General features: G+C 67.3%; 13 protein-coding genes, 1 other RNA gene and 1 pseudogene. 9 read left to right on the top strand and 6 right to left on the bottom strand.

What is annotated here, in order from left to right:
• The first annotated feature begins 1 nt into the window (after nucleotide 1).
• The 5 genes from AABM56_RS04185 to AABM56_RS04165 are packed head-to-tail and all read left to right on the top strand — an operon-like array spanning nucleotide 2 to nucleotide 3,845.
• The gene (locus tag AABM56_RS04185; RefSeq protein ID WP_133862071.1) at nucleotides 2-664 is read left to right on the top strand and encodes an amino acid ABC transporter permease; all 663 of its coding nucleotides are present in this window, start codon (nucleotides 2-4) and stop codon (nucleotides 662-664) included.
• Nucleotides 661-1,437, top strand: coding sequence for an amino acid ABC transporter ATP-binding protein (locus AABM56_RS04180; RefSeq protein WP_347883854.1), 777 nt, complete (start codon nucleotides 661-663; stop codon nucleotides 1,435-1,437). The genes AABM56_RS04185 and AABM56_RS04180 overlap by 4 nt, the downstream gene beginning before the upstream one ends.
• Nucleotides 1,438-1,465: 28 nt before the next feature.
• Entirely contained in the window at nucleotides 1,466-1,852 is a 387-nt protein-coding gene (locus AABM56_RS04175) for a RidA family protein (protein WP_133862073.1), read from the top strand.
• A 14-nt stretch (nucleotides 1,853-1,866) separates the two neighbouring features.
• Entirely contained in the window at nucleotides 1,867-2,640 is a 774-nt protein-coding gene (locus AABM56_RS04170) for an IclR family transcriptional regulator (protein WP_347883853.1), read from the top strand.
• Complete coding sequence (locus tag AABM56_RS04165) at nucleotides 2,637-3,845, top strand: amino acid deaminase (RefSeq protein WP_133862075.1); 1,209 nt, start codon at nucleotides 2,637-2,639, stop codon at nucleotides 3,843-3,845. The genes AABM56_RS04170 and AABM56_RS04165 overlap by 4 nt, the downstream gene beginning before the upstream one ends.
• Nucleotides 3,846-3,849: 4 nt before the next feature.
• Here the strand turns inward: AABM56_RS04165 and AABM56_RS04160 are convergent, their stop codons facing one another.
• From AABM56_RS04160 to AABM56_RS04150, 3 genes and pseudogenes are all read right to left on the bottom strand, one after another.
• Complete coding sequence (locus AABM56_RS04160) at nucleotides 3,850-4,278, bottom strand: pyridoxamine 5'-phosphate oxidase family protein (protein WP_133862076.1); 429 nt, start codon at nucleotides 4,276-4,278, stop codon at nucleotides 3,850-3,852.
• Nucleotides 4,279-4,390: 112 nt separating this feature from the next.
• Nucleotides 4,391-5,329: pseudogene (locus AABM56_RS04155) on the bottom strand (AraC family transcriptional regulator N-terminal domain-containing protein).
• A gap of 12 nt (nucleotides 5,330-5,341) precedes the next feature.
• Nucleotides 5,342-6,172, bottom strand: a complete 831-nt coding sequence (locus tag AABM56_RS04150; RefSeq protein ID WP_263259502.1) for an oxidoreductase — start codon at nucleotides 6,170-6,172, stop codon at nucleotides 5,342-5,344.
• A gap of 348 nt (nucleotides 6,173-6,520) precedes the next feature.
• Between AABM56_RS04150 and AABM56_RS04145 the strand changes: the two genes are divergently transcribed.
• Nucleotides 6,521-7,261 (top strand): NPP1 family protein, encoded by a 741-nt coding sequence (locus AABM56_RS04145; RefSeq protein WP_133862079.1) that lies wholly within the window; start codon nucleotides 6,521-6,523, stop codon nucleotides 7,259-7,261.
• 83 nt (nucleotides 7,262-7,344) lie between these two features.
• Here AABM56_RS04145 and AABM56_RS04140 read toward each other — a convergent pair whose 3' ends face one another.
• Nucleotides 7,345-8,280: a DMT family transporter gene (locus AABM56_RS04140; protein ID WP_133862080.1), complete on the bottom strand. Its 936-nt coding sequence runs from the start codon at nucleotides 8,278-8,280 to the stop codon at nucleotides 7,345-7,347.
• Between the two features lie 138 nt (nucleotides 8,281-8,418).
• Between AABM56_RS04140 and AABM56_RS04135 the strand changes: the two genes are divergently transcribed.
• Nucleotides 8,419-8,922, top strand: a complete 504-nt coding sequence (locus AABM56_RS04135) for an Lrp/AsnC family transcriptional regulator (RefSeq protein ID WP_133862081.1) — start codon at nucleotides 8,419-8,421, stop codon at nucleotides 8,920-8,922.
• A 67-nt stretch (nucleotides 8,923-8,989) separates the two neighbouring features.
• Here AABM56_RS04135 and hrpB read toward each other — a convergent pair whose 3' ends face one another.
• Both hrpB and AABM56_RS04125 read right to left on the bottom strand, forming a co-directional pair.
• Nucleotides 8,990-11,494, bottom strand: a complete 2,505-nt coding sequence (hrpB, locus tag AABM56_RS04130) for an ATP-dependent helicase HrpB (RefSeq protein WP_263259500.1) — start codon at nucleotides 11,492-11,494, stop codon at nucleotides 8,990-8,992.
• A gap of 43 nt (nucleotides 11,495-11,537) precedes the next feature.
• A non-coding RNA gene (locus tag AABM56_RS04125) (sX9 sRNA) lies at nucleotides 11,538-11,613 on the bottom strand.
• Nucleotides 11,614-11,740: 127 nt separating this feature from the next.
• Between AABM56_RS04125 and AABM56_RS04120 the strand changes: the two genes are divergently transcribed.
• Together AABM56_RS04120 and AABM56_RS04115 are read left to right on the top strand one after the other, a co-directional pair.
• The gene (locus AABM56_RS04120) at nucleotides 11,741-12,166 is read left to right on the top strand and encodes a hypothetical protein (protein ID WP_027598502.1); all 426 of its coding nucleotides are present in this window, start codon (nucleotides 11,741-11,743) and stop codon (nucleotides 12,164-12,166) included.
• Nucleotides 12,166-13,080: a cation diffusion facilitator family transporter gene (locus AABM56_RS04115; RefSeq protein ID WP_133862083.1), complete on the top strand. Its 915-nt coding sequence runs from the start codon at nucleotides 12,166-12,168 to the stop codon at nucleotides 13,078-13,080. Before AABM56_RS04120 ends, AABM56_RS04115 begins: the two co-directional genes overlap by 1 nt.
• The last annotated feature ends 75 nt before the right edge of the window (nucleotides 13,081-13,155 follow it).

Genomic DNA, 13,155 nt, shown 5'->3' with positions numbered 1-13,155 from the left:
CGTGTACGAAGCCCCCTCCTGGTTCCTGGAATTGTGGAACGCCCGCCAGACCCTGGCCGCCGGTTTCGCCACCACCCTGGCCTGCTCCGTGCTGGCGGTGCTCGGCGGCACCCTGCTGGGTACCCTTGGCGGCCTGGCGCTGACCTACGGTCGCTGGCCGCTGCGCCTGCCGTTCCGCGTCTATTCCGACCTGATCCGGGGTACCCCGGTGTTCGTGCTGGTGCTGGCCTGCTACTACATGGCACCGGCCCTGGGCCTGCGGCCCACGCCCTTCCAGGCCGGCACCGCGGCGCTGCTGCTGTTCTGCGGCTCCCATGTGGCGGAGATCGTCCGCGGCGCCCTGCAGGCCATTCCGCGCGGCCAGCACGAGGCGGCCAAGGCCATCGGCCTGACCTTCGCCCAGAGTCTCAAGGAGGTGCTCCTGCCCCAGGCGCTGCGCCAGATCCTGCCGACCTGGGTCAACGCCTCCACCGAGATCGTCAAGGCCTCCACCCTGCTCTCGGTGATCGGCGTGGCCGAGTTGCTCCTGAGCAGCCAGCAGGTCATCGCCCGCACCTTCATGACCCTGCAGTTCTATCTGTTCGCCGGGCTGCTGTTCTTTCTCATCAACTTCGCCATCGAGCGGCTCGGCCGCTACCTGGAAAAACGGGTGACCCTGCCATGACCGATTCCAACGTCCCCCTGCTGAGCATCGACGACCTGCACAAGAGCTTTAGCACCGTGGAGGTGCTCAAGGGCATCGACCTGTCCCTGGATCGCGGCGATGTGGTCACCCTGATTGGCTCCAGCGGCTCGGGCAAGACCACCCTGCTGCGCTGCGTCAACCTGCTGGAAGACTTCCAGGGCGGCAGCATCCGGCTGGCCGGCGAGGCCATCGGCTATCGCGAGGAAGGCGGTCGCCGCCAGCGCCTGCCGGAGCGCGAGATCGCCCGCCAGCGCTCGCTCACCGGCATGGCCTTCCAGCAATTCAACCTGTTTCCCCACCTCACCGCCCTGGAAAACGTCACCCTCGGCCTGCGCAAGGTCAAGAAGATGGGCAAGGACGAAGCCGTGGCCATCGGCGAGCAGTGGCTGCGCCGGGTCGGCCTGATCGAGCGCCGCGATTATCATCCCGGCCAGCTTTCCGGCGGGCAGCAGCAGCGGGTGGCCATCGCCCGCGCCATCGCCATGAATCCCAGTCTGATGCTGTTCGACGAACCCACCTCGGCGCTGGACCCGGAGCTGGTCGGCGAGGTGCTGGCGGTGATCAAGGACCTGGCCCAGGACGGCATGACCATGCTGCTGGTGACCCACGAGATGAGATTCGCCTACGAGGTGTCCGATCGCATCGTCTTCATGAGCCAGGGCCGCATCGAGGAGCAGGGGCCGCCCCGCGAGCTGTTCGAGCGGCCGCGCTCCACCCGTCTCGCCGAATTCCTCGGCCGGACCTCTTTCTGAATACTTCCCCCGTAACAGGAGCAACCCTATGAGCATCACTCGATACGGCGCCGGCGAACGCGGCGCAGGTGGCCAACCCCTGCCCTTCGCCCGCGCGGTGGAAGCCGATGGCTGGCTGCACGTCTCCGGCCAGGTGGCCATGGAGCATGGCGAGATCATCGACGGCGGCATCGTCGCCCAGACCCACAAGACCATGCAGAATCTGATCGCCATCCTCCAGGAAGCCGGCTACGGTCTGGAGCACGTGGTGCGCGCCGGCGTCTGGCTGGACGATCCGCGCGACTTCTGGAGCTTCAACAAGGTGTTCGCCGAGTACTTCGCCGGCAACGCCCCGGCGCGCGCCTGCGTGCAATCCTCCATGATGGTGGACTGCAAGGTCGAGATCGACTGCATCGCCTACAAACCCAAGAACTGAGACAACCCGGAGCCATGACCGAACCTACCCGCCAGAGAGCCCGCGGCCTGGACCGCGCCTTCGATATCCTCGATCACCTCAAGCGGGTGGGTCGGCCGCTGCGACCCAATGAGATCGCCGCCGGCCTGGGCATTCCCAAGTCCACCGTCTACGACCTGGTCGGCCTGTTGCTGGAGCGGCACATGCTCGATGCCGTGGGCCGCGACGGTCAGGTCTACCTGGGCCGCGAGCTGTACTTTCTCGGTCAGGCGCACCTGCGCCACTTCGATCTGGCGCGCGAGGCCGGGCTGCTCCTGGACGACATCGTCGCCCAGACCCGCGAGACCGCCCAGCTGTGCCAGCTCAACGGCCGCAAGTACACCGTCTCGCTGATGAAGGAAGGCGCCCGCGCCTTTCGCATCTCCTCCAATGTCGGCGAGGACGCGCCCATTCCCTGGACCGCTTCCGGGCGGCTGCTGCTGGGTCATCTGAGCGATGCCGAGATCCTCGCCCTGATCGATCCGGACGACTTCATCTTGCCCGACGGCAGCTGCCTGGCCCCGACGACCTTCATCGCCGAGATCCGCAGCGCCTGCGCCGCAGGCTTCTTTTCCTTCGACAGCATCGCCGACACCTACACCCACTGCTTCGCCGCCCCGGTGCAGGATGCCAGCGGCCTGAGCATCGCCACCCTGTGCATCGTGGCGCCCCGCGCCGATGCCCAGGCCCACCATGCCGAGTACCGCCAGGTGCTGGTCGACAGCGCCCGCCGCCTGTCCCAGCGCCTGGGCGGCCAGGAGAATCCATGACCGCTCTACATGCCCCCGAGAAAGGCGCCGCCAGTCCTGGCGCCAGCCTGCTCAGCGACATCGCCCTGCCCGCCCTGGTCATCCACCAGGACGCTCTCGACCACAACATCGCCTGGATGCAGGCCTTCGCCAGCGACCGCGGCGCCGAACTGGCGCCCCACGGCAAGACCAGCATGGCGCCGGCGCTGTTCCAGCGACAGCTGGCCGCGGGCGCCTGGGGCATGACCCTGGCCACCGCGGTGCAGACCCGCGCCGCCCAGGCCCACGGTGTGCGCCGGGTACTGATGGCCAATCAGCTGGTGGGCGCGCCGAACATGGCGCTGATCGCCGAATTGCTCACCGCCGATCCGGACTTCGACTTCCATTGCCTGGTGGATCATCCCGACCAGGTCACCGCCCTGGGTGCCTTCTTTGGCGCACGCGGCCTGGCGCTGCAGGTGATGATCGAATACGGCGTACCCGGCGGCCGTTGCGGTTGCCGCAGCGAAGCCGAGGTGCGTGACCTGGCCCGCGCCATCGCCGGACAACCGGCGCTGCGCCTGACTGGCATCGAAGGCTACGAGGGGGTGATCCATGGTGCCGAAGCGGCCACCGACATCCGCGCCTTCGCCGATTCCCTGGTGCGCCTGGCGGAGGAATTGCGCGTCCAGGGCGCCTTCGCCCTCGACCGCCCCATCGTCACCGCCTCGGGGTCAGCCTGGTACGACCTGATCGCCGCCGCCTTCGACCAGCTGGACGTGCGCGAGCGCTTTATCGCCGTCATGCGCCCCGGCAGCTATGTGGTCCATGACCACGGGATCTATCGCGATGCCCAGTGTGGCGTCCTGGCCCGCACCGGTCTGAACGAAGGCCTGCAACCGGCGCTGGAGGTCTGGGCTCACGTGCAGTCCATGCCCGAACCCGGTTTTGCCATCCTGGCGCTGGGCAAGCGCGACATCGCCCACGATGCCGGCCTGCCGCTGCCACTGCGACGCTACCGACCGGACCAGACCGCCGCCGACGCCGTCGACGTCAGCGGCTGCACGGTCACCGCCATCATGGACCAGCACGCCTTCATGGTCGTGGCCCCGGGGACGGCGCTGGCCATCGGCGACATCATCGCCCTGGGCACCTCCCACCCCTGCCTGACCTTCGACAAGTGGCGCCAGGGCTGCATCGTCGACGGAAAGCTACAGGTGGTGGAGACCTTCGCGACCTGCTTCTAGGACCTCAGGGGCGCAGCTCGCCCTGCTCCTCCCCATCCCAGTAACGCACGCGCTCGGCATGCACCTTGATGAGGATCATGCCGGGCGTGTCGGTGCCCTGGGGAAACCAGCGGTCCAAACTCTTGGTCCAGTGCGCCTCGAATTGCGCCTTGTCGCGGATCAGCTCGGCATGCCCTTCGATGCCGATGAAGAGGCCGGGCTTGCCGAGCAGACTCTTGCCCTCGCTGAAGCTCAGCCCCACCGCCGGATCCTGCTCGATGTCGCGGATCTTGGCCGAGTCCTCGTAGGCATAGAACCAGGAGTCCCCGTCGTATTCGACGTCGCCGTTGTTGCTCATCGGCCGGCTGGTCAAACGCCCGGTGCCGGTGGTCAGCATGCAGAAATCCAGATCGCGCATCGCTTTGGAAAGGTCGTGCAGGGTCTTGTCGGCCATGGGGGTCGCTCCGGTTGGGCGGGCAGGCAGTGCCCGTCTGCATTCAGACCGGGGGCGGCGGCCGCTTGGTTCCGGCGCGGCGGTCGCGACCGGGCTTTTCGGACGGACAGCCCTAGTGCGAAGAGACATAGACCGCCGTCGCAGGCGGTGCCGGCAACGCATAGGTGGCCTTCATCCAGTCGATCTCCGCCAGCGGTGTCCGGCCGAACAGCCGCTTGAATTTGCGACTGAACTGGGAGGCGCTCTCGTAGCCTACGGCAAAGGCAGCGTTCGCCGCCGGGAGGGCGTCGCGCAGCATCAACAGCCGCGCCTGGTGCAGACGGGTCGACTTCAGATACTGCATGGGCGTGGTCCCCGTGACGTCGCGGAAATGGCGATGGAAGCTGGGCTGACTCATGCGCGCTTCCTGCGCCAGCGCGGCGACGTCCAGGCGCTCGGCATAGCGGGCGTGCAGGGTGCGCAACGACCGGGCGATGCGGCCGAAACGACCCTGGCGATCCAGAGCCGCACGCAGTGATCCGCCCTGGGCGCCGGTGAGGATCCGATAGTAGAGTTCGCGCAGCAGCGCCGGTCCCAGCAGCCGCGCGTCCGTCGGCACGCTCAAGGCCTCCAGCAAGCGCAGCGTCGAGGCGCGCAGCGGTTCATCGATCGGCGAGGCATAGAGCCCGCGGGGCGCTTCCCGCGCCGGTCCCAGTTCGCTGTCGAGCTGCAGCACCAGGTCCCCGAGCAGCCGAAAGTCCAGCCTTAGATAGATGGCCAGCAGCGGTGCCTCCGGACTGGCATCGGTCTCCATGGTGAAGGGCACGGGCACGGAGACCACTAGGTAGTGCTGGGCATCGTACTAATAGACACGCTCACCGAAGTAGCCGCGCTTGCCACCCTGGCAGACGATGACGACCCCGGGATCATAGAGCACGGGTACGCCGGTCAGCGGGCGATCCGAACGCAAAAAGCGTACATCCTCCAGGGCGCTGAGGTTGTAGCCTTCCTGGGGCGCCAGCCTGCCCAGCAGCGCCACCAGACGCCTGGCAAGGGGATCGCTCGGATTCATGGGGCCTCCGCGTCAGCCATCGGTGGAAAGGGTCAGGGCCTCCCAGCGCTCGATCTCCCGACTGGCCGTGGCCAGACGTTCGCACACCAGCTGCAAGGCATCGCTCCCCAGCAGCAACTGCGCAGGCGGTGCCGGCAGGGCGATGAGCTGCAGCAGGGCCTGGGCCGCCTTGCGCGGATCGCCGAGCTGCTTGCCGCTCTTGGCCTCCCGCGCCGCACGGATCGGCGTGAACTGTTCATCGTAGTCGGCGATGCCGCGGGCGCTGCGACGCATCGAGCGGCCCGCCCAGTCGGTGCGAAAGGAGCCGGGCGCCACGGCGGTGACCCAGACGCCGAACGGTGCCAACTCCTGGCCCAGGGCCGCGGAGATGCCTTCGAGGGCAAACTTGCTGCCGCAATAGTAGGAGATACCCGGCAGGGTGATGGTGCCACCCATCGAGGTGATGTTGATGATATGACCGCGGCGCCGCTCGCGGAAGGACGGCAGGAAGGCCTTGGTCACGGCGACCGCCGCGAAGACATTGACCTCGAATTGCTGACGCAGCTCTTCCAGCGGCGATTCTTCGAGAATGCCCTCATGGCCGTAGCCGGCATTGTTGACCAGGACATCCACCGGCCCGTGGGCTGCCTGAACCTCGGCCACCACGGTTGCCAGGCGAGCTTGGTCCGTGACATCCAGCAGCACGCCATGAGCCCGGTCCGACAAGGCGGCGAAGGCCTGAAGATCGGCGTCCCGGCGCACGGTGCCGATGACGCGGTGGCCGGCCGCGAGGGCTTCCCGCGCCAGGGCGTTGCCCAGGCCGCTGCTCACCCCGGTGATGAAAAGGGTCTTGTGCTCGTTCATGGTCCACTCCCATCGTTGGAAGCGGCCATGCTAGCGCCGGTGCCTGGCGCCTTCGTTGCCGGATGGTCTGGAGGTCTTGCCTAATCCTCTCGATCCGTACATTCCTGGCCAGGGCTTCGAGGACCTGCACTCATGCAGATCGGTTATCCCGCTGTCGCCTTACGCCAACGCTCCCTTTCTTCGGCCGCACCTGCCATTCAAGTGTCACCGCCGTTAAATAAAACCAACAAGCGCGCCAGGGAAAATCCCAGCTGACCAGGTTCGACTTGGTTGCCGATACAGCAACTTTCGGCAAGCACCCCATCTTCGAATGAACGCCAGCCCTACTACTTAGCGGAGAGATTCTTCATGAGCAGTAAGATCTCGCTATTGATGGTATCCACGACACTCTGCCTGACGTCACCCGTATTCGCCGCCGTTATCAACCACGATCAGGTACAACAGATCCGTGCCGACGCCACCGCCGTCGAATACTACTATCAGCCGATGATTGCCGACGGTCCGGACTCCTGCAACAACTATCCGGCGGTGGATTCCGCGGGCAATGTCAGTGGCGGCCTGCATCCTTCGGGCGCTCCGGATGGGCATTGTCGCGGCACCAACGGTCAGGTCTATTCGCGCATGGCCGAATACTTCAAACACTGCGCGATCCTGTATTCCTGGTATTTCCCCAAGGATCAGCCGCCGAACTATCTGGGCGCCGCCGGCGGTCATCGCCATGACTGGGAAGATATCGTCGTCTGGACCAATGAGTGCAAAGTCGGCTCGCCCATATTGAAGATAGACTATTCCACCCACGGCAAATACCAGGTGAATTTCAATCCCCCCGTCTGGAGAGGTCACAGCGGTTATCTTGCCCAGGGCGTCCATCCCAAGGTCACCTATCATGCGACCTACAAGGGCTTCGCCGACCACTCCCCCGATGCCACCAACGACATGGGGCGCAGCCAGCCGCTGATCAGCTGGAGCCGGATGCCGGTACCCGCCAAGAACACCCTGAACAGCTATGACTTTGGCGCGGCAAACGTACCCTTCAAGGATGGCGGGGCCTTCTGGTCCAACCTGCAGAAGGCCTGGCAGACCCAGTGAACCTGTAGGGTCGCTGGGGCTCCCTGGCTGCGTGGCCGCAGGCGTCCAGCCAACGATGTGCTGGCGACTGCGGAGACACCCCGCTAGCGACGCCCGGTCCGCGTAGCCAGGGCCGAGACCCCGACCCCCAGGATCACCAGCCCGAGCCCTGCGAGAAACAGCGGGGAGACGGTCGCGCCAAACGCCAGACAGGAGAAGGCGGTACCCACGAGCGGCACCCCCAGGGTGAAATTCGACATGCCGAACGTGGAGATCCTCCGCCCATGTTCCGCCGAGATGACGAAGCAGGCCGACGTCGCGATCGGACCGATGAACAACAGTGCCTCGACCAGCGTTCGATCCCAGACGATGGCGATCGGCGGCCCCTCGACGAGGTAGGCGGCAATCGCCAGGGGGATGGTGGCCAACAGCATCTGCCAGGGCGCCAGGAGCAGGGCCGGGGTTACCCAGCGGTGGCGCTTCACATGCAGGATGACGAACGCCCAGCTCACCGCCGCCAGCAGCAGGAAGGCCGCCCCCATGAGGGTGTCCTGCTGCGTCCAGTCGAGCTCTCCAGGGGAGCAGACCGCGACGACGCCCGCCATCCCCACCAGCAGCCCGGCAAGCTGCAGCCGGGTCGGCGCTTCACGAAACAGCACCCAGGCCACGACCACGCACCACAGCGGCGTGGTGTAGGCCAGGAGCACGGCCTTGCTGGTGTCGACATGCACCATCGCCACCATGCCGAGTCCGGTAAAGGTCATCATCTGCAACAGGCCCACGCTGGCGACGATGGGCAGGTCCTGCCGGGTTGGCCGCCTGAGTTGCCCGCGCACGCCGAGATAGGCGAACAGGCAGAGCGCGGCACTGGCGAATCTAAGGGTCGCCAGCCAGAGCGGCGGCACGCTGTGCAGGGCAAGCTTCGTCACCGGCCAGCTACTGCCCCACAGCAGCACCATGAGGCCCAGGCACAGGTAGGTGGAGGAGATGCCCCGGCCCTTGATGCGGCTTTTCGCCAGATGCTGGATTGAAACGCTCATGGTGCCACCCTGTCGCAAGCAGATTGCCTAGGGTCATGATGCGGCGATACCAGCGAAAAAACGCACCTATCTGTTCCTCTAAAAATAGAAGATGGGTAAGTTCTACCCACAAAATGAACAGCATAGGAAAATCTTACCATGAGCCGAGCGACGCTCGATGAGGCCAGCCTGCGTATCCTCGATGCGCTTCAGGAAAATGCGGAGCTCAGCAATGCGGAGCTGGCCGACATCGTGGGCCTTTCCGCTTCGCCCTGCTGGCGCCGCGTCGCGGAAATGAAGGAGCGTGGCGTCTTGCGTGGCGCCGTGACGCTGGTCGATCCGGCAGCGCTCAACCTGGCCATCAACGTCTTCGTGCATGTGTCGCTCAAGCTTCAGGACAAGCAGTCCCTGGAGATCTTCACCAATGCGATCAAGGAGCGCCCGGAAGTGATGGAGTGCTACCTCATGAGCGGCGAGGCGGACTTCATGTTGCGGGTGGTGAGCGAAGACCTGAGCAAATACCAGACGCTCCTGCTCGACTGCCTGACGTCGATCCCCGTCGTGGCCAGCATCAGATCGAGCTTTGCCCTGAGCCAGGTGAAATACACCACGGCCCTGCCCACCAATCATCTGCGAAAACGTCCGGCCGGCAGCAACGGTTGATTGTTCGGGGAGCGCAAGGCCACCCAGGCGGCTGCGCCCCACGGTGTTGCCCGCTCCGGGGTTTACTTCACGTCCCCCGCGGCTTGGCTCGCGCCGTGGGTTCGGCGATCAAGGGATCGTCCGGCCAGTAGTGCTTGGGATAGCGGCCCTTGAGATCCTTCTTCACCTCGCCGTAGGTATTGGCCCAGAAACTGGCCAGGTCCTGGGTGACCTGCACCGGGCGCCGCGCGGGCGAGAGCAGGTGCAGCTTGACCGCCAGCCGCCCACCGGCCAGACGCGGGGTGTCGGCCAGGCCGAACAGCTCCTGCAGCCGTACCGCCAGCACCGGCGGCTGCTCGCTGTAGTCCAGGCGGATGCTGGAGCCGGAGGGCACCGCCAGGCTGCGCGGCGCCAGCTCGTCCAATTGCCGCGGCAGCGGCCAGGGCAGCAGGCCCTGCAGCATGGCGGCCAGGTCAAGAGTGGCGAAATGGGCCAGCCGGGTGACGCGCTCCAGATAGGGCAGCAACCAGTCTTCCAGGCTGACCAGCAGGGCGGCGTCGCTCACATCCGGCCAGTCGCTCGTCTGCTTCTGCTGCAGGTCCAGCTGGCGCAGCAGCGCCACCCGCGCCTGCCACTGGCGCAGCTCCGGCGTCCAGGGCAGCAACTCCAGCCCCTTGCGCCGCACCAGCCCGAGCAGCGCCCGGCTGCGGGCGGCGGCGTCCAGATTCTTCAGCGGCTCGCGACTCAGCACCAGTTGGCCGATCCGCCGCTGGCGTTCCGCACGCAGCACCCCTTCGCGTTCGTCCCAGTCCAGCTCGTCGTGACTCACCACCTGCTCGGCCAGCGGCCCTTCGAACAGCGCCGGATCCAGTTCGGCGGCGAGGTAGATGCGCTCTTCGCGCTGCCCCTGGCGACTGCCCAGGTCGGCCACCACCAGCCAGGGCGATTTCATCAGCCCATCCGGCTCGCCAAAGCTGGCGGCCCGGCCATTGGCCAGGCGATAGTCCTGGCCGCCGGCCTTGCGCTGCTGGGCGATGCGATCCGGATAGGCGCAGGCCAGCAGCGCCCCGGTCCAGCGCGGATGCTCGGGATCGGCCACCGGTTGCCCGGCCGGGCTACGCAACAGGCCGCGATACTGGCGGATCAGCTGACGAATGCGCGCCACGCCGCCGCGCGGACCCCGGCCTTCGCCCGCCAGCAGCAGGAGACGGGTGTGCAGATCGGCGCCCTGCCCCGGGGTCAGATCGCGCTCGCCCAGCAGCGCGGCGATCTCGCAGGCGCGCTCGGCCAGGCCCCAGGCCTGACCGCGCAACAGCAGGTGGGCCAGCCGCGGATGGGCCGGCAGGCCACTCATGGCCTGGCCGTGAGGCGTGAGCGCGCCTTGCTCGTCCAGAGCCCCCAGCCGCAGCAGCAGATCGCGCGCCTGGGCCAGGGCGGCGGCGGGCGGGGGATCGAGCCAGGCCAGCTCTTCCGCGTTCATGCCCCAGCGCGCCAGTTGCAGGGCCAGACCGGCCAGGTCGGCCTGGAGGATCTCGGCGCTGTCATAGGCCGGCAGCTGCTGATGCAGCTCTTCCGACCAGAGTCGATAGCAGACCCCCGGTTCCAGGCGGCCGGCGCGGCCCTGGCGCTGGGTCGCCGAGGCACGGGAGATGCGGCGGGTGGTCAGGCGGGTCATGCCGCTGCCGGGATCGAAGGCCGGCACGCGCGCCAGACCCGCGTCCACCACCACCCGCACCCCTTCGATGGTCAGGCTGGTCTCGGCGATGTTGGTGGCCAGCACCACCTTGCGCGTCCCCGCCGGCGCCGGCTCGATGGCCGCGCGCTGAGCGGCCAGCTCCAGCTCGCCGTGCAGCGGACAGAGCAATACCCCCGCGGGCAGTTGCTCCGCCAGGCGCTCGGCGGTGCGGCGGATCTCCGCCTGGCCGGGCAGAAAGACCAGCAGGCTGCCGGTTTCCTCGTCCAGTGCCTGCAGCACCGTGGCGGCCACCCGCGCCTCCAGGCGCTCGTCCTGGCCGAGCGGTCGGCTCCAGCGGGTCGTCACCGGAAACATGCGCCCCTCGCTGCGCACCACCGGCGCTCCGCCCAGCAAGGCAGCCAGGCGTTCGCCTTCCAGAGTGGCCGACATCACCAGCAGCTTGAGCGGGGTGTCACGCAGCAGTTCGCGGCCGCTCAGGGTCAGCGTCAGGGCCAGGTCGGCGTCCAGGCTGCGCTCGTGGAATTCGTCGAAGATCACCAGGCCGACGCCCTCCAGCGCCGGATCGTCCTGCAGCCGTCGGGTGAGGATGCCCTCGGTGACCACCTCGATGCGGGTGCGCGGACCCACCCGGCTTTCCAGGCGGATGCGATAGCCCACCGTCTCGCCAACGCCTTCGCCCAGCTCCGCGGCCAGGCGCTCGGCGGCGGCACGCGCCGCCAGCCGGCGCGGCTCCAGCAGCAGGATGCGCTGACCGGCCAGCCAGGGCTCATGCAACAGCGCCAGGGGCACGCGGGTGGTCTTGCCGGCCCCCGGCGGCGCTTCCAGCACGCAGTCATCGCGGTGGGCGAGGGCCTGGCGCAGCTCGGGCAGGACAACATCGATGGGCAAGGGCGTCATTGGGCACGGCCGGTGGTCTCAACAGGGCGGGCAGTATAAGAGCGGCTAACAAAATGTAGCGAGCGGCTGTCAGGCAGGTGCGCGCGGCGCGCAGGAACCGCAGTGTACGAGTGGTACATGAGGATTCCGAGCACTGCACGCGCCTGTATGGCAGACGCGCAGTAGTTTTGTTTGTCGCTCTAAAGCGTCTCGCCCGCTGTGATTCCGGCCGTTATAGTGGCGGCCTCATCCAACCGGAGGTTGTCTATGTCGATGCGTACCCGCGCGGTATGTGGCGTCCTCGCCGCAGCCCTGTTCACCCAGCTGACCGCTTGCGGTTCGCTGTTCTATCCCGAGCGCCGCGGCCAGATCACCGGCAGTGGCCGGATCGATCCGGGTATCGTCGCCCTCGATGCCATCGGCCTGCTGTTCTACATTATTCCCGGCCTGATCGCCTTTGGCGTGGACTTCGCCACCGGCGCCATCTACCTGCCGGACAACAAGCGCGCCGAGGTCGATCCGGGCGAGCTGAACAAGGCGGTCAACCCGGACGGCAGCGTCGATCGCGCGCGCCTCAAGGCCATCATCCAGCAGGCCACCGGCCACAGCCTGCCGCTGGACGATCCGCGCCTGCTGCAGCGCAGCGGCAGCAACGAGCAGCTCGCCAGCCTGGGCCTCGCCCCGCGCGCCTGATGAGCGACCCGCACGGCACCGAGCGGCTCCTGCGTCGCGCCACCGCCGCCTCGGTGGCGGTGGCGACGACGCTGATCCTGGCCAAGGCCGTGGCCTGGTGGTTCAGTGGCTCGGTCAGTCTGCTCGCCGGCCTGACCGACTCGCTGCTCGATGGCCTGGCCTCGATCTTCAACCTGCTGGCGGTGCACTACGCCCTCAAGCCGGCGGACGACGACCACCGCTATGGCCATGGCAAGGCCGAGTCCCTGGCCGGCATCGCCCAGGCGGTCTTCATCGGCGTCAGCGCCGTGCTCATCGCCTGGCAGGCCATCGGGCGGCTGCAGCAACCCGAACCCCTGGGCGCCCATGCCCTGGGCATCGCCGTCACCCTGTTTTCCCTGGCGCTGACCGCCGTGCTGGTGACCTACCAGCAGCACGTCATCCGCCTCACCGACTCCACCGTGATCCGCGCCGACGCCCTGCACTATCGCTCCGATCTGCTGCTCAATGTCGGCATCCTGATCGCCCTGGCACTGACCGGCTTCGGCTGGTACTGGCTGGACCCGCTGTTCGGCCTGGCCATCGCCCTCTACATCCTCTGGAGCGCCTACGGTATCGCCCGCGATTCCTTTGGCGTGCTGATGGACCAGGAACTGCCCGCCGACATCAGCGAACACATGCTGCAGCTGGCCTGCCAGGTCCCCGGGGTGGAAGGTGCCCACGACCTGCGCACCCGCCTCTCCGGCAATCACTGGTTCGTGCAATTGCACCTGGAGCTGCCGGGCGAGATGAGCCTGTCCCGCGCCCATGTGCTGTGCGACGAGGTGGAGGCCGCCATCCGCGCCGAGTATCCCCAGGCCGAGGTGCTGGTCCACGCCGATCCGCTGGACGCACCCGACGTTCCGCACCGTCATCCGTTGCCGCCCGCCCCCTGAGCGGAACCCGGCGCCGCTGCGCTCTCTCGAATCTGCTGAGCCTGATTCGAGAGAGCGCCCCAAACGGCGCCGGAG

The organism is Pseudomonas aestiva (genome assembly GCF_039908605.1).
GTDB classification, from domain to species: domain Bacteria; phylum Pseudomonadota; class Gammaproteobacteria; order Pseudomonadales; family Pseudomonadaceae; genus Chryseomonas; species Chryseomonas aestiva.
This window is presented reverse-complemented; position numbering and strand designations above follow the sequence as displayed.

Bases quoted from the DNA above. Each gene is read 5' to 3' on its own strand.
- AABM56_RS04135 (WP_133862081.1), top strand. From the start codon at position 8,419: ATGAGCCGAGCGACGCTCGATGAGGCCAGCCTGCGTATCCTCGATGCG.
- AABM56_RS04120 (WP_027598502.1), top strand. From the start codon at position 11,741: ATGTCGATGCGTACCCGCGCGGTATGTGGCGTCCTCGCCGCAGCCCTG.
- hrpB (WP_263259500.1), bottom strand. From the start codon at position 11,494: ATGACGCCCTTGCCCATCGATGTTGTCCTGCCCGAGCTGCGCCAGGCC.
- AABM56_RS04165 (WP_133862075.1), top strand. From the start codon at position 2,637: ATGACCGCTCTACATGCCCCCGAGAAAGGCGCCGCCAGTCCTGGCGCC.
- AABM56_RS04115 (WP_133862083.1), top strand. From the start codon at position 12,166: ATGAGCGACCCGCACGGCACCGAGCGGCTCCTGCGTCGCGCCACCGCC.
- AABM56_RS04140 (WP_133862080.1), bottom strand. From the start codon at position 8,280: ATGAGCGTTTCAATCCAGCATCTGGCGAAAAGCCGCATCAAGGGCCGG.
- AABM56_RS04145 (WP_133862079.1), top strand. From the start codon at position 6,521: ATGAGCAGTAAGATCTCGCTATTGATGGTATCCACGACACTCTGCCTG.
- AABM56_RS04150 (WP_263259502.1), bottom strand. From the start codon at position 6,172: ATGAACGAGCACAAGACCCTTTTCATCACCGGGGTGAGCAGCGGCCTG.
- AABM56_RS04175 (WP_133862073.1), top strand. From the start codon at position 1,466: ATGAGCATCACTCGATACGGCGCCGGCGAACGCGGCGCAGGTGGCCAA.
- AABM56_RS04170 (WP_347883853.1), top strand. From the start codon at position 1,867: ATGACCGAACCTACCCGCCAGAGAGCCCGCGGCCTGGACCGCGCCTTC.
- AABM56_RS04160 (WP_133862076.1), bottom strand. From the start codon at position 4,278: ATGGCCGACAAGACCCTGCACGACCTTTCCAAAGCGATGCGCGATCTG.
- AABM56_RS04180 (WP_347883854.1), top strand. From the start codon at position 661: ATGACCGATTCCAACGTCCCCCTGCTGAGCATCGACGACCTGCACAAG.